This window comes from Streptomyces sp. NPDC045287, from assembly GCF_056432325.1.
Genome location: NZ_JBWKJG010000004.1, coordinates 279,211 through 304,942 on the forward strand (window position 1 = coordinate 279,211; position 25,732 = coordinate 304,942).

Genomic DNA, 25,732 nt, shown 5'->3' on the forward strand with positions numbered 1-25,732 from the left:
ACGCCTCGGTTCCGGCGCCCCCGGGCAGCGGTGCCCCGGTGCCCGGGGACACCGGAACCTCGTCGACCGGTGCCGTTCCACGGGCGCGTCGGAACACGGCCGTGGAAGCTCCCCCTTCGAGTCCGGCGGGCCTGGTCGCGCGCCGCCGGAGCCCGGCGGCCCCATCCTGCCGGGCACGCCGCGGAAGCGGAACCGCCGGTCGGCCCCCTCCGACCGGGGGGCCGGTCACAGCGGCAGGACGGCCCGTACGGTGAACCCGCCCTCCGGGCAGCGCGCCGCCGACAGCGACCCGCCGAGCAGTTCCGCCCGCTCCCGCAACCCGACGAGCCCGTGCCCGCCCCCGGGCAGACCGGCGCCGGGCGGGACGGTGCCGGGGTCCGTGTCCGGGGCGGGGGCCGCGTGCGGGCCGGGGGCCGCGCCCAGGTGGGAGGCCGAATCCGGGTCGGGGGCCGTGTCCGGGGCGGGGGCCGTGTCCGGGTCGGGGGCCGTGTCCGGGGCGGGGGCCGCGTGCGGGGCGGGGCGCCGGGCCGGGAGCCGTACGGGATCGGGCGGCGGGGAGTTGCGGACCTCCACCGTCAGCGAGCGCCCGTCCGGGGCGGGGGCCACGCGGACCGCCACCCGGGCGCCAGGGGCGTGCTTGCGGACGTTGTTCAGGGACTCCTGGACGATGCGGAACACCGCGCACTCCACGTCCGGGGCGGGTGCCGTCCGGGGGCCGGTCACGTCGACCGTGACGTCCAGGAGGCTGTCGTCGGTGAGGTCCCGCAGCCCGTCGAGGCCGGTACGGCCGGCGGACCGGGCGGCGTCCGGGTCGGAGGCGCGCAGCACGCCGACCATGTCACGCAGCTCCTCCAGTGCCTGCACGCTGTGGCGGCGGATGTTCTCGGCGGTGTCCCGCTTCCAGGCGTCGGCGGTCTCGGCGGCCCGCAGGGCGCCCGACTGGACGGCGATGATGCCGACGTGGTGGGCGACCGTGTCGTGCATCTCGCGGGCGAGCCGGGCCCGTTCGCGGGCGACGGCGCGCTCCGACTCCAGGCGCTGCTCCCGCTCGCGGGTGGCCGTGAGGTCCGCGAGGCGGGCGCGCAACTCGACGCGGGTCGCGGCGAGCAGGCCCAGCGCGGTGGGGCCCATGCTCATCAGGGCGGCGGCCTCGACGGAGGTGAGGACCTCCTGGCGGGTCATCGCGGTGAAGTCGCGCAGGGGCCAGGGGCAGGCCGCCGCCGCGAAGAGCAGGGCGCAGGCCACCGCGGTCCGGCGCCGGGACCGGCCGGACGCCACCTCGAACATCGCCACCATGGGCGGCAGCCACAGGTGCCCGGTCAACATCGACGGCAGGGTCGCGCACAGCGTGGCCACCGGCAGGCGCCGCCGCAGCGGCAGGGAGAGCAGCGCCGCCGCGCACACGGCGAGGGACAGGGCGGTGAAGGCCCCGGCGACCGTGAGGAGTTCGGCCACCGCGGCGGCCACGAGGACCCGCTCGGCGGTCGAGCGGCGCCACCTCACCGCACGAGCCGCAGTTGGTGCGCCCGTACCGCCGCCTGCACCCTGTTCGTCACGCCCAGCTTGCCGAGCACCGTGCTGACGTGGTCCTTCACCGTGGTCGTCCCGATGAGCAGCCGCCGCGCTATCTCGGAGTTGGACAGGCCCTCCGCGAGGAGGACGAGGACCTCCCGCTCCCGGGGCGTCAGCTCGTCGGCCCGCGGGCCGACGCCGGGCGCGGCCCGCCGGTGCTCCGGCTCCCCGCCCTGCGCGCGCAGATAACCGTCGACGACCGTCCGGGCGACCTTCGGCGCGATGACGCGGCCACCCGCCGCCAGCTCCTTGATCAGGTATTCGAGCTGCTCGGGCGCGGTGTCCTTCAGCAGGAACCCGGCCGCCCCGCCGCGCAGCGCCGCCGACAGGTGCTCGTCCGCGTCGAACGTGGTCAGCATCGCCACGACGGGCGGATCGGGCAGGGCCCGCAGGTCCGCGAGGACGCTCAGACCGTCCCGGTCGGGCATGCGGACGTCGAGCAGGACCACGTCCGGCCGGTGCTCGCGCGCCGCGACCGCCGCCTCAGAACCCGTGCACGCCGCGACGGCGCGCGTGCCGTCGAACCCGTCGACGATCCGCCGGAGGCCCTCTCTGATCAGGTCCTCGTCATCGACGATCATCACGTGCACTGCTGAACGGTTCATACGGCCGGACCCCACTCAGGCGTTCTGGAGCGCCCTCAGCATAGGCGCTGCGCGCCCCGACGGAATCCGTGCGCGGCGGCGGCACGGAGCCGCAGCGGCGCGGAAAAAGCCCCGGCGCGCCGACGCCCCGGGGCCGACCGGTCCGCGTCCGGCCGGACGGCAGGTCCGCGCCCGGGCGGCCGATCTTCGCCTGGACGGACGGTCCGCATCCGGTTGGCCGGCCCGTATCCGGTCGACCGGCAGGTCCGCACCCGTGCGGCCGGCCCGCGTCGGGCCGAACGGCAAGTCCGCGGCCGGTCGACCGGCAGATCCGCACTCGTGCGGTCGGCCCGCGTCGGGCGGTTGCCCGGGCGGTCGGCCGGTGCCCGTGGCGGAGCGGCCGGCCCGTCACAGACCGGCCGCGCCGACCCGTACGGGTTCCTCCGGGCCCGTACGGATCGGCGCGCGGGGATCAGGCGGCCACGGGCGCCGCCGGAGCCGCCTCGTCGGACCCGGCTTCCGACCCGGCGCCGGCGGTCGCGGGGGCGAGGGCGATGTCCAGGACCTGCCGGACGTCCGTCACCGTGTGGACCTCCAGCTTGTCGAGGACCTCGGCGGGCACGTCGTCGAGGTCGGCCTCGTTCCGCTTCGGGATGACGACCGTGGTGATCCCCGCCCGGTGGGCGGCGAGCAGCTTCTGCTTGACGCCGCCGATCGGCAGCACGCGCCCGGTCAGCGACACCTCACCGGTCATGGCCACGTCCGTCCGCACCAGCCGGCCGCTGAGCAGGGAGGCGAGGGCGGTCGTCATGGTGATCCCGGCGCTCGGCCCGTCCTTCGGCACGGCCCCCGCGGGGAAGTGGATGTGGACGCCGCGGTCCTTGAGGCCGGTGACGGGCAGTTCGAGCTCCGCGCCGTGGGAGCGGAGGAAGGAGAGCGCGATCTGCGCGGACTCCTTCATCACGTCGCCGAGCTGCCCGGTGAGGGTGAGCCCCACCGCGCCGGTCTCCGCGTCGGCGAGGGACGCCTCGACGAACAGCACGTCGCCGCCCGCGCCGGTGACGGCCAGGCCGGTCGCGACGCCGGGGACGGACGTACGGCGCTCGGCCGGGTCCTGGGCGGACTCGGGCACGTGGTGCGGCCGCCCGATGAGGTCGCGCAGGTCGTCCTCGCGGACGGTGAACGGCAGCTCCCGGTCGCCCAGTTCGGCCTGGGCGGCGACCTTCCGCAGGAGCCGGGCGACGGACCGCTCCAGGTTGCGCACACCGGCCTCGCGGGTGTACTCGCCGGCGAGCCTGCGCAGCGCGGCCTCCTCGATCACCACCTCGTCCCGGTCGAGCCCGGCCCGCTCCAGTTGGCGGGGCAGCAGGTGGTCGCGCGCGATGACGATCTTCTCGTCCTCCGTGTAGCCGTCGAGCCGGACCAGCTCCATGCGGTCGCGGAGCGCCTCGGGGATGGCTTCCAGCACGTTCGCCGTGGCGAGGAAGACGACGTCGCTGAGGTCGAGTTCGACTTCGAGGTAATGGTCGCGGAACGTGTGGTTCTGCGCCGGGTCGAGGACCTCCAGCAGGGCCGCGGCCGGGTCGCCCCGGAAGTCGGAGCCCACCTTGTCGATCTCGTCGAGGAGGACGACGGGGTTCATGGACCCGGCCTCCTTGACGGCGCGGACGATCCGGCCGGGCAGGGCGCCGACGTACGTCCGCCGGTGGCCGCGGATCTCCGCCTCGTCCCGTACGCCGCCGAGCGCGACGCGCACGAACTTGCGGCCCATCGCGTGGGCGACGGACTCCCCGAGGCTCGTCTTGCCCACGCCGGGCGGCCCCACCAGCGCGAGCACGGCGCCGCCGCGCCGCCCGCCGACGACGCCGAGGCCCCGGTCGGCGCGGCGCTTGCGGACGGCGAGGTACTCGGTGATGCGCTCCTTCACGTCCTCCAGCCCGGCGTGCTCGGCGTCGAGGACCTCCTTGGCGCCGCGGATGTCGTACCGGTCCTCGGTCCGCTCGTTCCACGGCATCTCCAGGACCGTGTCCAGCCAGGTGCGGATCCAGGAGCCCTCGGGGGACTGGTCGCTGGCGCGCTCCAGCTTGTCGACCTCCTTCAGGGCGGCCTCGCGGACCTTCTCCGGCAGGTCCGCGCCCTCGACGCGGGACCGGTAGTCGTCCGTGCCGCCGTCGGGGTCGTCGCCGTTCAGCTCGCGGAGCTCCTTGCGCACGGCTTCGAGCTGACGGCGCAGCAGGAACTCGCGCTGCTGCTTGTCGACGCCCTCCTGGACGTCCTTGGCGATGGACTCCGCCACGTCCTGCTCGGCCAGGTGGTCGCGGAGCTGCTCGGTGGCGAGCCTCAGCCGCGCGACGGGCTCGACGGTCTCCAGCAGCGCGACCTTCTGGGCGGTGGTGAGGAAGGGGGAGTACCCGGAGTTGTCCGCCAGGGCGGAGACGTCGTCGATCTGCTGGACGCGGTCGACGACCTGCCAGGCGCCGCGCTTGCGCAGCCAGCTCGTGGCGAGGGCCTTGTACTCCTTGACCAGCTCGGTGACGGCGCCGGGCAGCGGGTCGGGCGCGGTCTCGTCGACGACGGTGCCCTCCACCCACAGGGCGGCGCCCGGCCCGGTCGTCCCGGCCCCGATCCGCACGCGTGCCCGGCCCCGGATGAGCGCTCCGGGATCGCCGTCGGACAGCCGCCCGACCTGCTCGACCGTGCCGAGGACGCCGATCCCCGCGTACGTCCCGTCCACCCGCGGCACCAGCAGCACCCGCGGCTTGCCGCTCCCGTCCCGCGCGGCGGCCTGGGCGGCCTCGACGGCGGCGCGCACCTCGTTGTCGGACAGATCCAGCGGCACCACCATGCCCGGCAGCACGACCTCGCCGTCGAGCGGCAGCACGGGCAGGGTGAGCGATTCGGACGTCGAAGCCATGATCTCCCCTTCGGCAGTCAAGTTGAGCTACACAGACTCAATGCTCCTGAGCCCTCCGGTGTTCCCCGTGCCTGTTCGCTCTGAGCGATCACCGGCCCCCACCACATCCACCCCACCGGTCCGTCGACCCGCCGGCCTGTCGGGCCGTCACCCGGCAGGCCGTCGCCCGGCCGTCAACCCGCCGGCCCGCCGGTCCGTACGGGAGCGACACCCGGTCGCCGGCCGGCTCCCGCGGGTCGCGGCGCACCGCCCTCGCCCGCGCGGGAGTTCGCGGCGGGGCGGTGAAGGCCCGCCCGCGCGCAGCCGGTTCCGGGTCGGAAACGGCCAGGGGGAGCGGGCCTCCGGACGATCCGCCGACCGCCCGGCCGTCCACCGGCGGGACCGCGGGCGGCGCCGTACCGTGCTCTCGCACGGCGTTCGCCACGGCCGGTGCTGACGGCCCCAACGGCGGTGTCGACGAAGCCGGTCGCGGTGGTACGCGGAGCACGACGGCGTTCGCGTGCACGTTCCAGAGCAGCGCCGGACGGACGACCTCACGCGCGCGGGACGCGCTCCCCGACTGCCCCAAGCGCGGGTACGTCCGGACGGACGGCCTCACGCGCGCGGCTCCGCGGCCTCGGTGAGGACACCGTCCAGCAGGTGGCCTCACGCGCGCGGGGCGCGCCCGGAGCGAGCTGCTGCGAAACCCGGTCCTGTGGAGGTCGTCGCGCGCGGGGCGCGTCCGCCGGACCGGCGCGCCCGCCGGGCCGGACGGGGACGCCGCTCCCCCGGCGGCCGGGCGTCCTCGCGCGGGCGGCGCGGCCTGCCGCTGACACTGCCGACCGGCGGGCTCACGGCGAACGTCGGCAGCGCGATCCTGAACGTCGGCATCCCCACCCTGCGGGCGGACCTGCGCACCGACGACGCGCGGGCAGAACCGGCCGTCGGCGCCCGCATCCCGTACTACGCCCTGCTGCCCGCGGGGCGCGCCCGGGCGGCGTACGCGGCTACCACAGCGCCCACCTCCTGGGCGTCCTGATGTTCACCGCCCCCTCCCCGGCGTGCGGGCGCGCGCCGAACGCGCCGGTGCCGATCCTGGCCCGCGCGGTGCGGGACGCGGGCGCCGCGCTGTTGGCGCCTCAGGTCCTCACCGGCATCCCGCTCGGCTTCACCGGGGCGGCCCGGGCCCGCGTCCTCGACAGGTGCGCGGTCACCCTGTCGGCCGGGACCGTCCCGGGGCGGGTCCTCGGCGGGCTGCCGGCACCGCCGACCCGCCTCCCCCGCCGCCCCGGCCGCGTACCCGTTCACCGTGACGTCGACGCCCTTCGCCGCGGCGGGCGCCACCTGGCCGGGGCGGGGATCCTGGTCACCCCCACCGTGGAGCCGTGGCCGGTCCGCACGCCCCCGCGGGCGCGCGGCACGTGCCCGGCGACCGGCGGCGGCTCGCGCCTGGAGCGGCTCCTGCGACTCCCCTCGCCCGGTTGATGGACCGCGCGCGGCCCTGACCCCCGCGGCGGCCCGTACGCCGGGCCCCGGCGCCGACCCGCCCGGCCCCCGCCGGGTCCTCCGGGGAAACGGCTCCGCCCGGAGTGATCGCCGGGCGGCCGGAGCCCTTCGCACCCGGCGGCGCTGTCAGTGGCGGCGCCTACGATCCGCTCATGAGCATGATCGGAGAGTACGTGAGGCTGACCGCCGACGAGTTCGAGCGGGCACTGGGGGATCCGCAGTGGGCGCAGGAGCGGGTGGACGAGCTGGTCGAGGCCGAGCTGGGCGGCGGGGGCGGTGACGCGGAGGCCCGGTGCCTCGACACCGACAAGGCGTGGCACGCGCTGGACTTCCTGCTGTCGCGGATCGGCTTCCCCGTCGACGTCGTCTTCGGGGAGGACGCGATACCGGACGCCGAGGACTGGGGCTACACCCCGCCGCGTTACCTGACGCCCGAGCGGGTCCGGGCCGCCGCCGAGGCGCTGCGGGGCACCCCCGTCGAGCGACTCGTCGAGGGGGTCGGGCCCGAGGACCTGGCGCGGGCGGACGTGTACCCGGTGGTCGTCTGGGAGCGGGGGGAGTCCCTGGAGTACGTGACGGCCTACTACGAGGCGCTGGTCCCGTTCTTCGGCGCCGCCGCCCGCGACGGGGACGCCGTGCTCATGTGGCTGGACTGAGCCGCTCCTCGCAGCTCGCCGGGACCGTGTCGCCCGCGTCCGCCTCGACGGCGTCCGCGCCCGTACCGCAGGAGGCGACGCGGTCGCCGGGCGCGCCGTCGCTGAGGGTGATCCGGTCGCCGCCGCCGTGCGTGGTGACGTCGTCGGCGCCGGCCCCGGGGTCGACGGCCGCGTCGAACGGCGCCGCGACGTACACCCGGTCGTCCAGGTCCCGCGTCTGGACGACGACCCGGGCGACCCCGGCGGCCGGGCCGCAGGTGACGAGGACGTCGCTGCGCCGGAGGCACCCGGGCCCCGCCGCGACCCCGGCCTCGTCCTGGATCGCCAGCTCGCCGAGGAGGACGCCGACGGTCACGTCGTTCTCGACCCCGGGGTTCGCGTCGTAGACGACGATGCCGCCGAGGCGGGCGGCCGTGCCGCCCTTGGCCGCGGCGGCGGCCGGTGCGGCCAGGGCGAGGGGCACGGCCAGGCCGAGGCCCAGCGCGCCGACCACCGCGGACGCGGCCACGCGGCGCGACGGGCCGCCACCGGTTGTGGGGTTTCGCATGATCAGGTTCTCCCTTCGTACGCCCCCCTCGCCACCGAAACAGAGAGTCACCCGAGTCGCACCATTTGTTACACCGTGGCGTCGCCCCACCCGTTCGTGTGTAATGGCCCCATGCGCAATGCAGATATTACAGCGGCGTGGGTCCGGGGCTGGGCCGTCTCCCGCGGCACCCCGCCGCCCGCCGAGGAGCCGTGGGGCTACCGCATCGACGTGGGCCTGGGCCGCCACGTCTTCCGGCACGTCGTGCCCGAGCCCGACGAGCCGACCGTCCGCAAGCTCTGCGAGACCGTGACGCAGCCGTACGCCTGGCTGAAGGTCCTCGCCGAGCCCGAGGACGTCGAGGGCTGGATCACCCCCGGCTGGACCGTCCCCGACGACCCGGGCTTCATGATGTACACCGACCTGCGCCCCGCCCCCGCCCCGGCGCTGCCCGCCGGGTACGCCCTGCACACCGAGGTCCACGAGGGCGTCCACCTCCTGCGCGTCCTCGCCGGGGACGGCTCGCTCGCCGCGCGCGGCCAGGTGGCCCCCACGGGCCGCACGGCCGTGTTCGACCAGATCGAGACGTACGAGGCCCACCGGCGGCGCGGCCTCGGCGGCACCGTCATGCGCCTCCTCCACAACGCCGCCGCCGAGGCCGGGGCCACCACCGGCGTCCTGGGCGCCACCGTCCAGGGACGCGCCCTCTACACGTCGCTGGGGTGGCGGTACCAGGGCCCGCTCACCGGGGTCGTGCGCGACGGCGGAACGGACGGTGCCGACTGACCGTCAGGCCCCGAACGGCGCCGCCCCGCACCCGCCTTGCATAAGGTGGGGCGCATGCCCGTGACGCTCGACCGACGTGAAGGCCCGTACGGTGAAGTCGTGCTGCGGCGGCGCGACGACCACTTCGAGATCATCGCCAACGGCACCTTCCTCATGGACACCTCCGACGGCCGCTCCGAGCGGCTCCTCGTCGACGCCGCCCTGCGCGCCCTCGGGGACACCCGGCCCGCCCGCCCCTCCGTCCTCATCGGCGGGCTCGGCGTCGGCTTCTCGCTCGCCCACGCCGCGGCCGACCCCGCGTGGGGCCGCATCGCCGTCGTCGAACGCGAGCGGGCCATCATCGACTGGCACCGCGAGGGCCCCCTCGCCGCCCTCTCCGGCCCCGCCCTCGCCGACCCGCGCACCGCCCTGGTCCACGCCGACCTCGTCGCGTACGTCCACGACCCGGACGTCACCGACACGTACGACGCGCTCTGCCTCGACATCGACAACGGACCGGACTGGACGGTGACGGAAGGCAACGACAGCCTGTACTCGCCGTCCGGCCTGGCGGCCTGCGCGCGCCGCCTCAACCCCGGTGGCGTACTGGCCGTTTGGTCGGCCCGACCGTCCGCCGATTTCGAAGAGACCTTGCGGAATGCCGGATTCAGCGGGGTACGGTCGGAAGAGGTCCCCGTTGCCCGGGGCGTACCGGACGTGGTCCACCTCGGGGTTCGCCCCGCGTAGCCGCGACCCGGTTCCTGCCTTTATGTTGTTGGCGGAAACGCACGGAACTACAGCTCGCGCAGGACGCGACAGGGGCGGGGCATGGAGCACGCACACACCAGCCACACCGGCAACGCGGTCACGCCGGGTACCCAGCGCCGGGTCCTGGTCGTCGAGGACGACACGACCATCGTGGAGGCCGTCTCCGCGCGCCTGCGGGCCGAGGGGTTCCTCGTGCAGACCGCGTCGGACGGGCCCGCGGCGGTCGACGCCGCGGAGGCGTGGCAGCCGGACCTGATGGTCCTGGACGTCATGCTGCCGGGCTTCGACGGGCTGGAGGTCTGCCGCCGCGTCCAGGCGCAGCGGCCGGTGCCGGTCCTGATGCTCACCGCGCGGGACGACGAGACGGACATGCTCGTCGGGCTCGGCGTCGGCGCCGACGACTACATGACCAAGCCGTTCTCGATGCGGGAGCTGGTGGCCCGGGTCCACGTGCTGCTGCGGCGCGTCGAGCGGGCCGCTCTGGCGGCGGTCACGCCCCGCAGCGGCATCCTGCGCCTCGGCGAACTGGAGATCGACCACGCGCAGCGCCGCGTCCGCGTCCGGAACGACGACGTGCACCTGACGCCGACCGAGTTCGACCTGCTCGTCTGCCTGGCCAACACGCCGCGCGCGGTGCTCTCCCGCGAACAGTTGCTCGCCGAGGTGTGGGACTGGGCCGACGCCTCGGGCACGCGGACCGTGGACAGCCACATCAAGGCGCTGCGCCGGAAGATCGGCGCCGAGCGGATCCGTACCGTGCACGGTGTGGGGTACGCCCTGGAGACCCCGGCGCCGTGAGCCGCGGGCGCTCCGGGACCCGCGACGGCACCCGCGGGGCGGGCCACGGCGGCGCCGAGGCGGCGGGCGGCGGGCGGCCCGACCGCCCGTGCCCGGCGGCGGGCCGCGGGCGCCGGGCCGCGGGGGACGGCGCGGGCCGCCGGAGACGCGGCCTGCGCGGAAGGCTCCGCTCCGTCACCATCTCGATCAAGACGAAGCTCGGCACCCTCGTCGTCGTCTCCGTCTTCATCACCACCGGACTGCTCCTGGTCGCCCTGCGGACGGAGACCGAACTCCGGTTCATCACGGTCTTCTCCGTGATCGCGACCCTGCTGCTCACCCAGTTCGTCGCGCACGGCCTCACCGCCCCGCTCGACGAGATGAACAAGGTCGCGAAGGGCATCTCGCACGGCGACTACACCCGCCGCGTCCGCGGCGCCGACCGCCGCGACGAGCTCGGCGACCTCGCCTCCACGATCAACCGCATGGCGGACGACCTGGAGGCCGTCGACCGGAACCGCAAGGAGCTGGTCGCCAACGTCTCCCACGAGCTGCGCACCCCGATCGCGGCGCTCCGGGCCGTCCTGGAGAACGTCGTGGACGGCGTCTCGGCCGCCGACCCGGAGACGATGCGCACGGCGCTGGCCCAGACCGAGCGGCTGGGCCGCCTGGTGGAGACGCTGCTCGACCTGTCGCGGCTGGACAACGGCGTCGTACCGCTGCGGTCGCGCCGCTTCGAGGTGTGGCCGTACCTGTCGGGCGTCCTGAAGGAGGCCGGCCTGGCCGCCTCCCGGCGCCCCGTCGGCTCCGGGTCGGGCCCCCACACGCGTACGGACGTGCACCTGCACCTGGACGTGTCGCCGCCCGAACTGACCGCGCACGCGGACGTGGAGCGGCTCCACCAGGTGGTGGCGAACCTCGTCGACAACGCCGTGAAGCACTCGCCGCCGCACGGCCGCGTCACGGTACGGGCCCGGCGCGGCCCGTTCCCGGAGTCGCTGGTCCTGGAGGTCGTGGACGAGGGCCCCGGCATCCCCGAGTCGGAGCGGCACAAGGTCTTCGAGCGGTTCAACCGGGGCCGCGTCCCCGCGCCGCACGGACCGGGCAGCGACGGCGGCACGGGGCTGGGCCTGGCCATCGCCCGCTGGGCCGTGGACCTCCACGGCGGCCGGATAGGCGTGGCCGAATCCGCGCGGGGCTGCCGCATCCTCGTCACCCTTCCGGGGATTCCGCAGCAGCGCGGTTGACATAGGGTTCGAACCGGAACCGCCCGGGGTCCGTGTATGTGTACGGCGTACCCGTCCGGACGTGGGGCGGAGCCGCTCAGGGGTGCGGAGTGCGGAAGCCGCAGCTCAGCCCACGGCTACCCGTTCACCGCCGAACCACGCTTGTTTCCCGTCGTTTCTCGCCGTGAAACCCACCGTTCGATGTGATGTACGCGACGATGGCACGCCCGGCCTGCACCTTCCGCTCGTAGAGGCGTAGCCTTTATTTCCGCTGTCCATCACCTTGTGAAGCGGAAGAGGGCGGTTGCCGCCGTGTCGTCTCAGTCCCCCAGTAACTCGAGCATCTCGTCCGACCAAGACGGCCGGGGCCAGAGCCCCGCGGCCGCCTTCGGCGCCAATGAGTGGCTCGTCGACGAGATCTACCAGCAGTACCTCCAGGACCCCAACTCGGTCGACCGCGCCTGGTGGGACTTCTTCGCCGACTACAAGCCGGGTGCCTCCGGCTCGGCGGACAAGCCCGCAGGCGAGGCTCCCGCGGCCTCGGGGGCCGCGGGCACCGTGACGCAGCCGGCCCCGGCCGCGGAGGCGCCCACCGCACAGGCCCCCGCCCCGGCCCAGGCCGCGCCCGCCCAGCAGGCCGCCGCGCCCGCCGCCCCGGCGAAGGCCCAGCCCGCCGCCCCCGCGCAGCCCGCCGCCGCTCCCGCGCAGGCCCCCGCCGCCCCGGCGAAGGCGGCCCCCGCCGCCAAGCCGGCCGCCGCGAAGCCCGCCGCCAAGTCCGCCCCGGCGGCCGAGGCCCCGGCCGGTCCGGAGTTCGTGACGCTGCGCGGCCCGGCCGGCGCCGTCGCGAAGAACATGGACGCCTCGCTGGAGATGCCGACCGCCACCTCGGTCCGCGCCGTCCCGGTGAAGCTGCTGTTCGACAACCGCATCGTCATCAACAACCACCTGAAGCGGGCCCGCGGCGGGAAGATCTCCTTCACGCACATCATCGGCTACGCGATGGTGCAGGCCATCAAGGCGATGCCCTCCATGAACTGGTCGTACCAGATCAAGGACGGCAAGCCGACCCTGGTGAAGCCGGAGCACGTCAACCTCGGCCTCGCCATCGACCTGGTGAAGCCGAACGGCGACCGCCAGCTCGTCGTCGCCGCCATCAAGAAGGCCGAGACGCTGGGCTTCTTCGAGTTCTGGCAGGCGTACGAGGACATCGTCCGCCGCGCCCGCGCGAACAAGCTCACGATGGACGACTTCACCGGCGTCACGGTCTCCCTGACCAACCCGGGCGGCCTCGGCACGGTCCACTCCGTGCCGCGCCTCATGCCCGGCCAGTCGGTGATCATGGGTGTCGGCTCGATGGACTACCCGGCCGAGTTCCAGGGCACGTCGCAGGACACCCTGAACAAGCTGGGCATCTCCAAGGTGATGACCCTCACCTCGACGTACGACCACCGCGTCATCCAGGGCGCCGCGTCCGGCGAGTTCCTGCGGATCGTCGCGAACCTCCTCCTCGGCGAGGACGGCTTCTACGACGACGTCTTCAAGTCGCTGCGCATCCCCTACGAGCCGGTCCGCTGGCTCAAGGACATCGACGCGTCGCACGACGACGACGTCACCAAGGCCGCGCGCGTCTTCGAGCTGATCCACTCCTACCGGGTCCGCGGCCACGTCATGGCCGACACCGACCCGCTGGAGTACCGCCAGCGCAAGCACCCCGACCTGGACATCACCGAGCACGGCCTCACCCTGTGGGACCTGGAGCGCGAGTTCGCGGTCGGCGGCTTCGGCGGCAAGTCGATGATGAAGCTGCGCGACATCCTCGGCGTCCTGCGCGACTCGTACTGCCGCACCACCGGCATCGAGTTCATGCACATCCAGGACCCGAAGCAGCGCAAGTGGATCCAGGACCGCGTCGAGCGCGCGCACTCCAAGCCGGAGCGCGAGGAGCAGCTGCGCATCCTGCGCCGGCTGAACGCGGCGGAGGCGTTCGAGACCTTCCTGCAGACGAAGTACGTCGGTCAGAAGCGGTTCAGCCTGGAGGGCGGCGAGTCCGTCATCCCGCTGCTCGACGCGGTGATCGACTCGGCCGCCGAGTCCCGCCTCGACGAGGTCGTCATCGGCATGGCCCACCGCGGCCGCCTGAACGTCCTGGCGAACATCGTCGGCAAGTCGTACGCGCAGATCTTCCGCGAGTTCGAGGGCAACCTCGACCCGAAGTCGATGCACGGCTCCGGCGACGTCAAGTACCACCTGGGCGCCGAGGGGACCTTCACCGGCCTCGACGGCGAGCAGATCAAGGTCAGCCTGGTCGCGAACCCGTCCCACCTGGAGGCCGTCGACCCGGTCCTGGAGGGTGTCGTCCGCGCCAAGCAGGACATCATCGGCAAGGCCGGCACGGACTTCACCGTCCTGCCCGTCGCCCTGCACGGCGACGCGGCCTTCGCCGGCCAGGGCGTCGTCGCCGAGACGCTGAACATGTCGCAGCTGCGCGGCTACCGCACGGGCGGCACGGTCCACATCGTCATCAACAACCAGGTCGGCTTCACCGCCGCCCCGGAGTCCTCGCGCTCCTCGATGTACGCCACGGACGTGGCCCGCATGATCGAGGCGCCGATCTTCCACGTGAACGGCGACGACCCGGAGGCGTGCGTCCGCGTGGCGCGGCTCGCCTTCGAGTTCCGCCAGACGTTCAACAAGGACGTCGTGATCGACCTCATCTGCTACCGCCGCCGCGGTCACAACGAGGGCGACAACCCGCAGTTCACCAACCCGGCGATGGTCTCGCTGATCGACAAGAAGCGCTCGGTGCGCAAGCTGTACACCGAGTCGCTGATCGGCCGCGGCGACATCACCCTGGAGGAGGCGGAGCAGGCGCTCCAGGACTTCCAGGGCCAGCTGGAGAAGGTCTTCACCGAGGTCCGCGAGGCCACGGCGCAGCCCAGCCCGGTGCCCGGCGTCGACCCGCAGGCGGGCTTCCCGGCGGAGGACGTGAACACGGCCGTCCCGCAGGAGGTCATCAAGCGGATCGCCGAGTCGCAGGTCAACATCCCCGACCACATCACGGTGCACCCGCGTCTGATGCCGCAGCTCCAGCGCCGCGCGGCGTCCATCGAGGACGGCACGATCGACTGGGGCATGGGCGAGACCCTCGCCATCGGCTCGCTGCTGATGGAGGGCGTCCCGGTCCGGCTCGCCGGCCAGGACTCCCGCCGCGGCACGTTCGGCCAGCGCCACGCGGTGCTGGTGGACCAGGAGACCAACGAGGACTACACCCCGCTGCTCTACCTGTCCGAGGACCAGGCCCGGTACAACATCTACGACTCGCTGCTCAGCGAGTACGCGGCGATGGGCTTCGAGTACGGCTACTCGCTGGCCCGCCCGGACGCGCTGGTCATGTGGGAGGCCCAGTTCGGCGACTTCGTCAACGGCGCGCAGACCGTCGTCGACGAGTTCATCTCCTCCGCCGAGCAGAAGTGGGGCCAGACCTCCGGCGTCACGCTGCTGCTGCCCCACGGCTACGAGGGCCAGGGCCCGGACCACTCGTCCGCCCGCCCGGAGCGCTTCCTCCAGCTGTGCGCGCAGAACAACATGACGGTCGCCATGCCGACGCTCCCGTCGAACTACTTCCACCTCCTGCGGTGGCAGGTGCACAACCCGCACCACAAGCCGCTGGTCGTCTTCACGCCGAAGTCGATGCTGCGCCTGAAGGCCGCCGCGTCGAAGGTGGAGGAGTTCACGACCGGCGCGTTCCGCCCGGTCATCGGCGACGCGTCGGCGGAGCCGTCCGCCGTCCGCAAGGTCGTCTTCTGCTCCGGCAAGGTCTACTACGACCTGGAGGCCGAGCGGCAGAAGCGCGGGGTCACGGACACGGCGATCATCCGCCTGGAGCGGCTGTACCCGCTGCCGGGCGCCCAGCTCCAGGCCGAGATCGCCAAGTACCCGAACGCCGAGAAGTACATCTGGGCGCAGGAGGAGCCGGCGAACCAGGGCGCGTGGCCGTTCATCGCGCTGAACCTGATCGACCACCTGGACCTGGCGGTCGGCGCGGACATCCCGCAGGGCGAGCGCCTGCGCCGCATCTCGCGGCCGCACAGCTCGTCCCCGGCGGTCGGTTCGGCCAAGCGCCACCAGGCCGAGCAGGCGCAGCTGGTCAACGAGGTCTTCGAGGCCTGACCGGCGACCGTACGCGCGAGTGGGAGGGCCCGGCACCCGAGGGGGTGCCGGGCCCTCCGGCGCGCCGGCCGCCCTACCCTGGGAGGGACCACCCGGGGAGCGCCCCGGCAGGATTCAGGAGACGTGTCTTGTACTTCACCGATCGCGGCATCGAGGAGCTGGAGAAGCGGCGTGGCGAGGAGGAGGTCACCTTCGAGTGGCTCGCCGAGCAGCTGCGGACGTTCGTGGACCTGAACCCGGACTTCGAGGTGCCGGTCGAGCGGCTGGCGACGTGGCTGGCGCGGCTGGACGACGAGGACGACGAGTAGCCGCTACGGCGCGGGGCACCGCTCCCGGGCGTGCGTCCGGCCGCAGGCGAGGCCCAGCGCGCCCTGGAGGGCGAGCAGCGCCCCGGTGGCCGCCCAGCCGGGACTGGGGGTGCGCCGGGCGAGGGCCCAGGCGAGGAGCGGCAGGCCGACGGCGAGCTGGACGCCGGCGACGGCACGCGGCACGCGGGCCAGGGGGCCGAGCCCGCCCTGGTCGGCGGCGCTCAGTTCGGCGCGCACGGCGTCGCGCCAGCCGTGGCCCTCGATGTCGCGCGCGCCGGGGCGGGCCCGGGCGGCGGCGCGCAGGCGCGGGGTGGTTTCGCCGGGCTGCACGCCGGGCGGCGGCTCCAGTCCGAGGCGGGCGAGCACGGCGACGAGGCCGAGGAGGCGGGCGCGGGCGTCGGCGTCCGGGTCGGGGCGGGTGAGGGCCTGGAGGTCCTGCACGTCGAGGACCGGGTCGAGGCCGAGGCGCTCGGCGAAAGTGATCATGGCCTCGTCCTCGCCGACGGGGGTGCCGTCCGCGAGCCAGGTGTAGTCGACGGGCCTGCGGAACCCGTACGCGAGGGTGTGGCCGGCCCGTTCGCCGTCCCACCACAGGGCGACGACCGGCCAGGGCGCGCCGACGGCGAGGGCGGTGGCCCAGCCGGTGGCGATCCGTTCGACCGGTTCGGAGCCGTCGAGCCAGGGGCGGCCCTCGGGGACGAGGATGCTCCAGCCCGCGCCCGCCGGGGCCAGGACCACGTGCTCGCGCAGCAGGCGGGCCGGGGCGGCGACCGCGTCGGGTGCGGCCCGGCAGAGCAGCAGCGCGCCGCTCGATGTCGCGTCCATGAGCCATACGCTAGGGCAATTTGTCCGTTGATGACGGTCTTGACTTGTCTCGTCCGCGATATATCGTGCAGGGAAACGCAGACGCGATATGCCGTGTCCTGGCGGGGCGGGAGCGCCGGGCCGGGAAGCCGAGGAGGGCAGCACCATGCCGGAGTGGTCCGTCACCGGGTCGGCGGGGCGCGCCCCCGACGCCCCCGCGACCGCGCTCGGCGGGCGCGGGGCGGACGGCCCGCGCCCGGCCGCCGGCCGGCACGGCGGGGCGCCGGCCGCCGCGTACCGGGACGGCCGGGCCGGCGCTCCCCTCGCCGCCCCGGCCGGGGCGGGTGCCGTGGGTGTCCCCGGGGCCGGCGCGGCCGGGGACGGCTCCTGCGGAAGGGCGCGGTGACATGCCCCCCGTGTTCGCCCACGGCCGTCTGCGGCTGTACCTGCTGAAGCTGCTCGACGAGGCCCCCCGCCACGGCTACGAGGTGATCCGGCTCCTGGAGGAGCGCTTCCAGGGCCGGTACGCGCCCTCCGCGGGCACCGTCTACCCGAGGCTCGCCAAGCTGGAGGCCGAGGGGCTGGTCCGGCACACGACGGAGGGCGGTCGCAAGGTCTACGCGATCACCGACGCCGGCCGTGCGGAGCTGGCGGCGCGCAGGGGCGAGCTGGCCGACCTGGAGCAGGAGATCCGCGAGTCGGTGTCCGAGCTGGCCGCCGAGGCCCTCGACGAAGCGCGGGGCGCGGCGGGCCGGCCGGGCGGCGGGCCGGACTGGGAGGCGTGGCGCGCCGCGAAGGAGGAGTTGCGGCGGGCCGGGCAGGAGTGGCGCGAGCAGGCCCGGCGGGCCAAGGACGAGGCGCGCCGCGCCCGCGAGGAGGCGCGGAAGGCGCGCCGCCAGGCCGAGGAGGCCCGGGACCTGGCCGGCCAGGAGGTGCGGAAGGTCGTCCGGCAGGTTCAGGAGCACCTGGCGCAGGGCGACTGGCCCCCCGGGGTGCGGGAGGGGCTGGCGGACCTGACGGGCCGCCTGGGCAGCCTCTTCGGCGGCCCTGGGGGCGGCTCCTGCCCCCCGTACGCACAGACCGGCCCCGGACCCGCCCCGGACCGGGGCGCGGAGACCGGGACCTCCGGCGATCCGGCCCGGGACCTGGAGCGGCTGCTCGACCGCTTCCGCGACGAGGTCCGGGACGCCGCCCGCGACCACGGCGTCACGTCCGAGCAGGTGTCGGAGGCCCGCCGCCACCTGGCGGCGGCGGCGTCCCGCATCACTTCCCTGCTCCGCCCGGACGGGGACCGGCGGGGCGGTTGAGGCCCGTGCCTCAGCGCCGGGTGACGTGGAGGGTGACCGTCGCGCCCGGGACCGCCCGTACCTCCACCCGCGCCGCCCGCCCGCTCGCCGGCACCCGCGCCGGGCGGGGCCGGGCGCGGCCCTCGGCCTCGACGCGCCAGCCGCGCGGGGAGGGCGGGAGGGACAGCTCCGTGGTGCCGGGACGGGCGGTGTACGTGACGCGGTACGCGTCCGGGGCGTGGGCCTCCCCGCGCACCGCTCCCGCCACCGCCGTGGCGTACGGCGCGGCCGTCAGGCCCTTGTGGGGGCGGAACCGGCCCTCCGCGTCCAGGGCGCAGTACCCGCCGCCGTAGCACCACACGTAGCCCGCCCAGCCGGAGGCGTAGCGGTTCAGCGAGGCGAGCGCGTCGCGGTAGAAGCGCCCCGTGTTCGGCAGGGAGTTGTCCAGCGGGCCCCACTCCCCCACGACGACCGGCACCCGGTGCGTCCGGGCGTACTCCACGACCGCCGCCTCGTACGCCTCGATCCAGCCGGCCGCCGGATCGTAGTCGGCGCCCGCCTCCATCGCCGTGTTGTAGAAGTGCGGGGCGTACACGACCTTCGGGTCGTCGATCCGGCCGAGCCCGGTCGGCACGCCCTCGCCGACGATCGGCGTCGGTTCGACGAACAGCCAGCCGTCCCGGTCCGCGGAGCGCACGGCCGCCGCGAGCCGCCGGTACATCGGCGTCAGCTGCTCGGCCTCGATGCGGCGGGCCGCCGCGGCGAGGTCCTCGCCGTCGCGCCGCTCCCCCATCGGCTCGTTGATCAGGTCGTACCCGAGGACCGCCGGGTGGTCCCCGAACCGGTCGGCGAGGACCCGCCACATCGCGGCCTGTGCCGCGCGCAGGTCCTCGTCCTCGTAGAGGTGGGTGAACGCCCGCTGCACGGCCGGTTCGAAGTACTCGGCGAACCAGTCGTCGGGGTGCGGCGTGAACGGCAGCCCGTCGGTGCGGGTCGCCCACTCCGGTACGCCGCGGTGGCCGAAGGCCGGGCCGAAGACGTCCTGGTGGGCGTCGATGACGACGTGGACGCGGTACGCGCGGGCCCAGTCCAGGACGCGCTCGATCTTCCGCAGGTACGCCTCGCTGTACCGGCCGCGGACCGGCTCCAGGTCGTCCCAGAAGACCAGGAGGCGGGCGAAGTCGAAGCCGTGCGCGGCGAGGTCGCGGAAGTGGCGCTCGGTGATGGCGGACAGGGCGGCGTCGCCGCGGTGGGCCTTGTCCTCGACGTTCCAGCCGCGCAGGGTGAGGACGCGGCCGCGGTCGTCGGTGAGGGCGGGGACGCCGGACGCGGCGGGCGCTCCGGGGGGTGCGGGGGCCGCCCCGGCCGCGGGGCAGGCCCCGGCGAGCAGGACGGCGAGGGCGACGGCGCTGACGGTGGTACGCATGGTGAACCTCCGGCATGGCGTGACGTGACGCTCGTACGCGACGCGATGCCGGAGATCCCACCAGCAGACCTGACGGGCCCTCAAGGGCGCGTCAGGACAAGGGCGTCAGGAAGCCGGCGTCAGCACGACCTTCCCGAACAGGTCGCCGGACTCCATCTTGGCGAAGCCCTCCCGCGCCCGGTCCAGCGGCAGCACCTCGTCGATCACCGGCCGGACCCCGGTCGCGGCGCAGAAGGACAGCAGGTCCTCCAGCTCCTCCTTGGAGCCCATCGTCGAGCCGACGACCTTCAGCTCCAGGAAGAAGATCCGGGTCAGCTCGGCGTGCGAGGGCCGGTCGCCGCTCGTCGCGCCGGAGATGACCAGGGTGCCGCCCGGCTTCAGGGACTTGACCGAGTGGGACCAGGTGGCGGCGCCGACCGTCTCGATGACGGCGTCCACCCGCTGCGGCAGCCGCGCGCCCGGCTCGAACGCGTCGACGGCGCCCAGATCGACGGCGCGCTTGCGCTTGGCCTCGTCGCGGCTGGTGGCGAAGACCCGCAGCCCGGCGGCCTTCCCCAGCACGATCGCGGCGGTCGCGACGCCGCCGCCCGCGCCCTGGACGAGCACGGAGTCGCCGGGGCGGACCCCGGCGTTGGTGAACAGCATCCGGTACGCGGTGAGCCAGGCGGTGGGGAGGCAGGCGGCCTCCTCGAAGCTCAGCTCCCGGGGCTTGGGCAGCACGTTCCACACGGGCACGGCGACCCGCTCGGCGAACGTGCCCTGGTAGCGCTCGGTCAGGATGGAGCGGGGCTCACGGGGGCCGACCCCGTGTCCGGTCTGGCCGATGACGGAGTGGATGACGACCTCGTTGCCGTCCTCGTCGACGCCGGCGGCGTCGCAGCCGAGGATCATCGGCAGCTTGTCCTCGGGCAGGCCGACCCCGCGCAGGGACCACAGGTCGTGGTGGTTGAGGGAGGCGGCCTTGACGGTGACGGTGGTCCAGCCCGGCCGTGCCTCGGGCTCAGGGCGGTCGCCCAGCTCAAGGCCGTTGAGGGGCTGATCGCGGTCGATACGTGCGGCATAGGCAGCGAACATGGCCCTGAGACTAGGGGCGCACGGTACGCGACGGAACCACGCCCCCGTGTGACACGCGTCCCTCCACCCGCTTCCGCCCCGGCACCGGCCCGTCCGGCGGATCCCGCGCCGGGGGCGCGGGGCGCGGGAGCCCAAGGCGCGGAGGGCCCGGAGTACGGGGGCCCAAGGCGCGGGGGCTCGGGGCCCGGGGCGCGGGGCTCGGGGCCCGGGGGCTGAGGAGCCCGAAGCGCGGGTGGCTCAGGGCACGAGGAACCCGAGACACAGAGCCCCCAGGCGCAGAGAGCCCAAGACACAGGGGCCGCAGGCACAGGGAGCCCAAGACACAGGGCCCGGGGGAACCCGCCCCGGCACGCCGAAGGGCCGTGCGGCCCACCCCCGCACGGGGTGGCCGCACGGCCCTCCGGGTGGATCAGCGGCGGGCGACGCCCTCCGCGCGGGCGGCCGCCGCGACGGCCGCGGTGACCGCCGGGGCGACGCGCTCGTCGAACGGCGACGGGATCACGTAGTCGGCGGCGAGCTCGTCGCCGACGACGTCCGCCAGCGCGTTGGCCGCCGCGATCTTCATGCCCTCCGTGATGCGGGAGGCCCGCACCTGGAGCGCGCCCGCGAAGATCCCGGGGAAGGCCAGCACGTTGTTGATCTGGTTCGGGAAGTCCGACCGGCCGGTGGCCACGACCGCCGCGTACTTGTGCGCGACGTCGGGGTGGACCTCCGGGTTCGGGTTGGCCATGGCGAACACGAACGAGTTCGGCGCCATCGACGCGACCGCGGGCTCCGGCACCGTACCGCCGGAGACGCCGATGAAGACGTCCGCGCCGGCGAGGGCCGACTCCAGCGAGCCGGACAGGCCCGCCTTGTTGGTGAGCTCGGCGATCTCCCGCTTGACCGGCGTCAGGTCGTCCCGGTCCCGGCTGACGACGCCCTTGCGGTCGGTGACCGCGACATCGCCGAGGCCGGCCTCCAGCAGGAACTTCGCGATCGCCACACCGGCCGCACCCGCGCCGGAGATCACGGCGCGCAGGTCGCCGAGACCGCGCCCGGTGAGCTTGGCCGCGTTGCGCAGGGCCGCGAGGGTGACGACGGCCGTGCCGTGCTGGTCGTCGTGGAAGACCGGGATGTCGAGGCGCTCCTGGAGCTTCCGCTCGATCTCGAAGCACCGGGGCGCCGAGATGTCCTCCAGGTTCACCCCGCCGAAGGAGGGGGCGAGCCGGACGACGGTCTCGACGATCTCGTCGGCGTCGGTCGTGGCGAGCGCGACGGGCACCGCGTCCACGCCGCCGAACTGCTTGAACAGGATGGCCTTGCCCTCCATCACGGGGAGCGAGGCCTCGGGCCCGATGTCGCCGAGGCCCAGGACGGCCGTACCGTCCGTGACGACGGCGACGACCTGGGACTTCCAGGTGTAGTCGTGGACGAGTTCGGGACGCTCGGCGATGGCGCTGCACACCTTCGCCACGCCGGGCGTGTACGCGAGGGACAGGTCGTCCTTGTCGCGGATCGGGACGGTGGCCTGCACGGCCATCTTTCCGCCCCGGTGGAGGGCGAATGCCGGATCGAAGGGTTCGTCCGAAGCGCTCTGCGCACCGCCTGCGGTGTCGCTGTCGCTACGAGGGTTGACGATCTCCGCTGCCATGTGGGTTTACCCCTTAATTCTTCATGTTCGAGGGTTGCCACTCCTGGTTGAGGAGGGGTGGGCGGGCACCGCGTCCGTGCCTCGCGTCAGGCGGTTGGCCCGCCCCCGCGGGGACTGGTACGGACGCGCGGGCGCGCCGCACAACGCGCCCTGAGCCCCGGATGAGGGGTGTAAGGATCCTTCTTACCTGACGGAGGCCCCGCCGGACGAGTCCGATTCCCGCGGGCCGGCCACCGGGCCCCCGCGGCGCCCCGGCCGGAACGGTCGGGCCGCCCCGCCGGGCGGTCCGCCGCGCCGGACCGCCGGGGCGGCACATCCGGCCATTCGCCCCGGAGTGCTCCGCGCCTCGGTGACATGACTCATAGGCGAATGTCTGGACACGTCCTCTCCGGCTCCGGATTGCAACCGCAATCCCGTCCGGATACCGAGATCGGCAGGAGATTTTCCGGCGCGGTACCGAGAGGTCCGCAGAAGGTCCGGCCGCGATGGGCCGGGGCGTTGAGGTTCAGGGGTCACCCGTTATCCGATTTTGACATGCGGAGCCCCTTGTGGGGGGTGGTCCGAATGGCAAGATGCCGTAATCACACGAGGTCGCGACACTCGAAGGCGCGTGCCCGACCCCTTGGCATTCCCTTCACCCGCCGGAGGAACCCGACCATGACCGCAAGCACCACCCGCCGCTCGACCGCCGCGAAGACCTGGACGCCGCGGTCGTCCCGGACCGCCGCGGTCGCTGCGACCGCGGTCGCCGGCGCCCTGCTGCTCACCGCGTGCGGCGACCAGACGCAGAACGGCGCCTCCGACAAGGAGACCAAGGGCGCGGCGGTCACCTCCGCCCCGCTCGCCGACAGGCTGCCGCAGGCCATCCGGGACAAGGGCTCCATCAAGGTCGGTTCGGACATCGCGTACGCACCCGTCGAGTTCAAGGACAAGGACGGCAAGACGGTCGGCATCGACCCCGACCTCGCCGAGGCGATGAGCAAGCAGCTCGGCGTGACGTTCGAGTTCGAGGGCGCCACCTTCGACACCCTGGTCACCGGTCTGCGCGCCAAGCGGTACGACATCGCGATGTCCGCCATGACGGACACGAAGGAGCGCCAGGAGGGCATCGACCCGGAGACGGGGAAGAAGGTCGGCGAGGGCGTCGACTTCGTCGACTACTTCAACGCCGGCGTCTCCATCTACACCAGGAAGGGCGACGACAAGGGCATCAAGACCTGGTCGGACCTCTGCGGCAAGAAGATCGTCGTCCAGCGCGGCACGGTCTCGGAGGACCTGGCCAAGGCCGAGTCGAAGAAGTGCGCGGACGGCAAGAAGCCCGCGATCACGATCGAGTCCTTCGACAACGACCAGCTGGCCCAGACCCGCCTGCGCGCGGGCGGCGCGGACGCCGGTTCCTCGGACTTCCCGGTCGCCGCGTACACCGTGAAGACCTCCGGCGGCGGCAAGGACTTCCAGATGGTCGGCGAGCAGGTCGAGGCCGCCCCGTACGGCATCGCGGTCGCCAAGGGCAACACGCAGCTGCGCGACGCGATCAAGGCCGCCATGGACGCGATCATCGCCAACGGCGAGTACAAGAAGATCCTCGACAAGTGGGGCGTCTCCCAGGGCGCCGTGACCGAGGCCAAGATCAACGGCGGTTCCTGACCCCCGGCCGGGCACCAGCAGGCCACTGAGAGGCACCACCACTGTGACAACTGACATCGAGAAGAAGGGCCCGGAGGACACCGTCCCGCCCTCCGGCCCCGAGGCGATCAAGGCGATTCCGGTCCGCCACTACGGCCGGTACGTCAGCGCCGCCGTCGCCATCGCGGCCCTCGCCGCGATCGTGTACGCGTTCGCTCAAGGCAAGATCAACTGGGGCGCCATCCCCGACTACTTCTTCGACGACCGGATCATCGAGGGCGTCGGCCAGACGCTGCTCCTGACGGTCCTGTCGATGACCATCGGCATCGTCGGCGGCATCCTCCTCGCCGTCATGCGGCTGTCGAAGAACCCGGTGACGTCGTCGATCGCCTGGTTCTACATCTGGTTCTTCCGGGGCACCCCGGTCCTGGTCCAGCTCTTCGTCTGGTTCAACCTGGGCCTGGTCTTCACCTACATCGACCTCGGGCCGGTCTACAAGGACGAGTGGTCCGACTTCATGACGCCGTTCCTGACGGCGCTCCTGGGCCTGGGCCTGAACGAGGCCGCGTACATGGCCGAGATCTGCCGCGCGGGCCTCCTCGCGGTCGACGAGGGCCAGACCGAGGCCGCCCACGCGCTGGGCATGAGCCACAGCAAGACGCTGCGCCGCATCGTGGTCCCGCAGGCGATGCGCGTCATCGTGCCCCCGACGGGCAACGAGGTCATCAACATGCTGAAGACGACCTCGCTGGTGGCGGCGGTGCAGTACGCCGAACTGTTCAAGCACGCGCAGGACATCGGGCAGTCGTCCGGCGCCCCGGTGGAGATGTTCTTCCTGGCCGCCACCTGGTACCTGATCATGACCTCGATCCTCAGCGTCGGGCAGTACTACCTGGAGCGGTACTACGCGCGCGGCAGCTCGCGCTCGCTTCCGGCCACCCCCTGGCAGAAGGTGAAGACGCACCTGCTGTCGTTCTCCAGCCGGCAGGGAGGCACGGCATGACCGCGACCGCCATGGTGAAGGCCGAGGGCGTCCACAAGTCCTACGGCGCCGCGCACATCCTCAAGGGCATCGACCTGGAGGTCGCGCCGGGCGAGGTGTTCTGCCTCATCGGCCCGTCCGGCTCCGGCAAGTCGACGTTCCTGCGCTGCATCAACCACCTGGAGAAGATCAACGCCGGCCGGCTGTACGTCGACGGCGAGCTGGTCGGCTACCGCCAGAAGGGCGACAAGCTGTACGAGCTCAAGGACAGCGAGGTCGCGCTGAAGCGGCGGGACATCGGCATGGTGTTCCAGCGCTTCAACCTGTTCCCGCACATGACGGCCCTGGAGAACGTCATGGAGGCGCCGGTCCAGGTCAAGCGGGAGACCAAGGCCGTGGCCCGGGAGCGGGCGCTGAAGCTGCTGGACCGGGTCGGCCTCGCGGACCGCGCCGACCACTACCCGTCGCAGCTCTCCGGCGGCCAGCAGCAGCGGGTGGCGATCGCCCGCGCGCTGGCCATGGAGCCGAAGCTGATGCTGTTCGACGAGCCGACGTCGGCGCTCGACCCGGAGCTCGTGGGCGACGTGCTGGACGTCATGCGGGACCTGGCCGAGTCGGGCATGACGATGGTCGTCGTCACGCACGAGATGGGCTTCGCGCGCGAGGTCGGCGACTCGCTGGTCTTCATGGACGGCGGCGTGGTGGTCGAGTCGGGCCGCCCGCGGGACGTCCTGACCAACCCGCAGCACGACCGGACGAAGGCGTTCCTGTCGAAGGTCCTCTGACCGGCTCGGCGAGCCGCGCGGCGAGGGGGCGGTACGGGCACCGGCGCCCGTACCGCCCCTTCTCCACGCGGCCCCTTCTTCCGCGCACGGCGCGGCCGTGCGGCGCCGGCCGTGGCGGGTGGGCCTGGGGCTGAACCGGCCGAACCTGGCCGGAGGCGGCCGGGCCGAACCGGGGGCTGCGAGCCGGGGGCTGCGAGCCAGAGGCGGCCGAACCGGGAGTGGCCGGGCCGGGGGTGGCCGGGCCGGGAGTGGGCCGGCGGAGCCGGGTGCTGGACCGGCCGGGTCGAGCCGGAGGCACCCCCCGGCCCGGAAGCGCCCCCCGGCCCGAAGGCGCCTCCCGGCCCGGGGGCGGACTGGACACAATC

Annotated in this window: 22 protein-coding genes; 14 read left to right on the forward strand and 8 right to left on the reverse strand. The window is 73.9% G+C overall.

Features of this window, described 5'->3' with window-relative positions:
• Nucleotides 1-225 precede the first annotated feature (225 nt).
• The 3 genes from AC07D6_RS09530 to lon all read right to left on the reverse strand — a co-directional run bounded on the left by AC07D6_RS09530 (nucleotide 226) and on the right by lon (nucleotide 5,070).
• Nucleotides 226-1,503: a sensor histidine kinase gene (locus AC07D6_RS09530; RefSeq protein ID WP_479043150.1), complete on the reverse strand. Its 1,278-nt coding sequence runs from the start codon at nucleotides 1,501-1,503 to the stop codon at nucleotides 226-228.
• Nucleotides 1,500-2,177, reverse strand: coding sequence for a response regulator (locus AC07D6_RS09535; RefSeq protein WP_479043151.1), 678 nt, complete (start codon nucleotides 2,175-2,177; stop codon nucleotides 1,500-1,502). The genes AC07D6_RS09530 and AC07D6_RS09535 overlap by 4 nt, the downstream gene beginning before the upstream one ends.
• A 451-nt stretch (nucleotides 2,178-2,628) precedes the next feature.
• Nucleotides 2,629-5,070 (reverse strand): endopeptidase La, encoded by a 2,442-nt coding sequence (gene lon, locus AC07D6_RS09540; protein ID WP_315875705.1) that lies wholly within the window; start codon nucleotides 5,068-5,070, stop codon nucleotides 2,629-2,631.
• Nucleotides 5,071-5,764: 694 nt separating this feature from the next.
• On the opposite strand from lon, the gene AC07D6_RS09545 reads away from it, so the two are divergent.
• The 3 genes from AC07D6_RS09545 to AC07D6_RS09555 all read left to right on the forward strand — a co-directional run bounded on the left by AC07D6_RS09545 (nucleotide 5,765) and on the right by AC07D6_RS09555 (nucleotide 7,211).
• Entirely contained in the window at nucleotides 5,765-6,088 is a 324-nt protein-coding gene (locus AC07D6_RS09545) for a hypothetical protein (RefSeq protein ID WP_479043153.1), read from the forward strand.
• Nucleotides 6,088-6,534 carry a hypothetical protein gene (locus AC07D6_RS09550; RefSeq protein WP_479043154.1) on the forward strand — a complete coding sequence of 149 codons (447 nt, stop codon included), beginning with the start codon at nucleotides 6,088-6,090 and terminating at the stop codon, nucleotides 6,532-6,534. Before AC07D6_RS09545 ends, AC07D6_RS09550 begins: the two co-directional genes overlap by 1 nt.
• Nucleotides 6,535-6,707: 173 nt before the next feature.
• Complete coding sequence (locus AC07D6_RS09555; protein ID WP_315875708.1) at nucleotides 6,708-7,211, forward strand: YfbM family protein; 504 nt, start codon at nucleotides 6,708-6,710, stop codon at nucleotides 7,209-7,211.
• On the opposite strand, the gene AC07D6_RS09560 is transcribed toward AC07D6_RS09555, so the two are convergent.
• Nucleotides 7,195-7,758 (reverse strand): hypothetical protein, encoded by a 564-nt coding sequence (locus AC07D6_RS09560; protein WP_479043155.1) that lies wholly within the window; start codon nucleotides 7,756-7,758, stop codon nucleotides 7,195-7,197. The genes AC07D6_RS09555 and AC07D6_RS09560 overlap by 17 nt on opposite strands.
• A gap of 111 nt (nucleotides 7,759-7,869) precedes the next feature.
• On the opposite strand from AC07D6_RS09560, the gene AC07D6_RS09565 reads away from it, so the two are divergent.
• The 6 genes from AC07D6_RS09565 to AC07D6_RS09590 all read left to right on the forward strand — a co-directional run bounded on the left by AC07D6_RS09565 (nucleotide 7,870) and on the right by AC07D6_RS09590 (nucleotide 15,751).
• A complete protein-coding gene (locus tag AC07D6_RS09565; protein ID WP_315875710.1) occupies nucleotides 7,870-8,523 on the forward strand; it encodes a GNAT family N-acetyltransferase in 654 nt (217 codons plus the stop codon).
• A 54-nt stretch (nucleotides 8,524-8,577) separates the two neighbouring features.
• Nucleotides 8,578-9,249, forward strand: coding sequence for a spermidine synthase family protein (locus tag AC07D6_RS09570; protein ID WP_479043156.1), 672 nt, complete (start codon nucleotides 8,578-8,580; stop codon nucleotides 9,247-9,249).
• Nucleotides 9,250-9,330: 81 nt separating this feature from the next.
• Nucleotides 9,331-10,068 (forward strand): response regulator transcription factor, encoded by a 738-nt coding sequence (locus AC07D6_RS09575; protein WP_315875712.1) that lies wholly within the window; start codon nucleotides 9,331-9,333, stop codon nucleotides 10,066-10,068.
• Nucleotides 10,069-10,220: 152 nt separating this feature from the next.
• Nucleotides 10,221-11,294 carry a HAMP domain-containing sensor histidine kinase gene (locus tag AC07D6_RS09580; RefSeq protein ID WP_315875876.1) on the forward strand — a complete coding sequence of 358 codons (1,074 nt, stop codon included), beginning with the start codon at nucleotides 10,221-10,223 and terminating at the stop codon, nucleotides 11,292-11,294.
• A gap of 291 nt (nucleotides 11,295-11,585) precedes the next feature.
• Nucleotides 11,586-15,443 (forward strand): multifunctional oxoglutarate decarboxylase/oxoglutarate dehydrogenase thiamine pyrophosphate-binding subunit/dihydrolipoyllysine-residue succinyltransferase subunit, encoded by a 3,858-nt coding sequence (locus AC07D6_RS09585; RefSeq protein WP_479043157.1) that lies wholly within the window; start codon nucleotides 11,586-11,588, stop codon nucleotides 15,441-15,443.
• A gap of 128 nt (nucleotides 15,444-15,571) precedes the next feature.
• The gene (locus AC07D6_RS09590; RefSeq protein ID WP_003992906.1) at nucleotides 15,572-15,751 is read left to right on the forward strand and encodes a DUF6104 family protein; all 180 of its coding nucleotides are present in this window, start codon (nucleotides 15,572-15,574) and stop codon (nucleotides 15,749-15,751) included.
• A gap of 3 nt (nucleotides 15,752-15,754) precedes the next feature.
• Here the strand turns inward: AC07D6_RS09590 and AC07D6_RS09595 are convergent, their stop codons facing one another.
• On the reverse strand, nucleotides 15,755-16,576 hold the full coding sequence (locus tag AC07D6_RS09595) for a hypothetical protein (RefSeq protein ID WP_479043159.1): 822 nt from the start codon (nucleotides 16,574-16,576) through the stop codon (nucleotides 15,755-15,757).
• 145 nt (nucleotides 16,577-16,721) lie between these two features.
• On the opposite strand from AC07D6_RS09595, the gene AC07D6_RS09600 reads away from it, so the two are divergent.
• Nucleotides 16,722-16,961, forward strand: a complete 240-nt coding sequence (locus AC07D6_RS09600) for a hypothetical protein (protein ID WP_479043160.1) — start codon at nucleotides 16,722-16,724, stop codon at nucleotides 16,959-16,961.
• Between the two features lies 1 nt (nucleotide 16,962).
• Nucleotides 16,963-17,862, forward strand: a complete 900-nt coding sequence (locus AC07D6_RS09605) for a PadR family transcriptional regulator (protein ID WP_479043161.1) — start codon at nucleotides 16,963-16,965, stop codon at nucleotides 17,860-17,862.
• A gap of 10 nt (nucleotides 17,863-17,872) precedes the next feature.
• On the opposite strand, the gene AC07D6_RS09610 is transcribed toward AC07D6_RS09605, so the two are convergent.
• The 3 genes from AC07D6_RS09610 to AC07D6_RS09620 all read right to left on the reverse strand — a co-directional run bounded on the left by AC07D6_RS09610 (nucleotide 17,873) and on the right by AC07D6_RS09620 (nucleotide 21,974).
• On the reverse strand, nucleotides 17,873-19,267 hold the full coding sequence (locus AC07D6_RS09610) for a glycoside hydrolase family 5 protein (protein WP_479043163.1): 1,395 nt from the start codon (nucleotides 19,265-19,267) through the stop codon (nucleotides 17,873-17,875).
• Nucleotides 19,268-19,372: 105 nt separating this feature from the next.
• Entirely contained in the window at nucleotides 19,373-20,341 is a 969-nt protein-coding gene (locus AC07D6_RS09615) for a zinc-binding dehydrogenase (protein ID WP_479043164.1), read from the reverse strand.
• 409 nt (nucleotides 20,342-20,750) lie between these two features.
• Nucleotides 20,751-21,974 carry an NAD(P)-dependent malic enzyme gene (locus AC07D6_RS09620; protein ID WP_315875720.1) on the reverse strand — a complete coding sequence of 408 codons (1,224 nt, stop codon included), beginning with the start codon at nucleotides 21,972-21,974 and terminating at the stop codon, nucleotides 20,751-20,753.
• 657 nt (nucleotides 21,975-22,631) lie between these two features.
• Between AC07D6_RS09620 and AC07D6_RS09625 the strand changes: the two genes are divergently transcribed.
• From AC07D6_RS09625 to AC07D6_RS09635, 3 genes are read left to right on the forward strand one after another with little or no spacing between them, the layout of a single operon-like run.
• The gene (locus AC07D6_RS09625; RefSeq protein ID WP_315875721.1) at nucleotides 22,632-23,621 is read left to right on the forward strand and encodes an ABC transporter substrate-binding protein; all 990 of its coding nucleotides are present in this window, start codon (nucleotides 22,632-22,634) and stop codon (nucleotides 23,619-23,621) included.
• 43 nt (nucleotides 23,622-23,664) lie between these two features.
• Nucleotides 23,665-24,603: an amino acid ABC transporter permease gene (locus AC07D6_RS09630; protein ID WP_315875722.1), complete on the forward strand. Its 939-nt coding sequence runs from the start codon at nucleotides 23,665-23,667 to the stop codon at nucleotides 24,601-24,603.
• Nucleotides 24,600-25,367 carry an amino acid ABC transporter ATP-binding protein gene (locus AC07D6_RS09635; RefSeq protein ID WP_315875723.1) on the forward strand — a complete coding sequence of 256 codons (768 nt, stop codon included), beginning with the start codon at nucleotides 24,600-24,602 and terminating at the stop codon, nucleotides 25,365-25,367. The genes AC07D6_RS09630 and AC07D6_RS09635 overlap by 4 nt, the downstream gene beginning before the upstream one ends.
• Nucleotides 25,368-25,732: the final 365 nt, after the last annotated feature.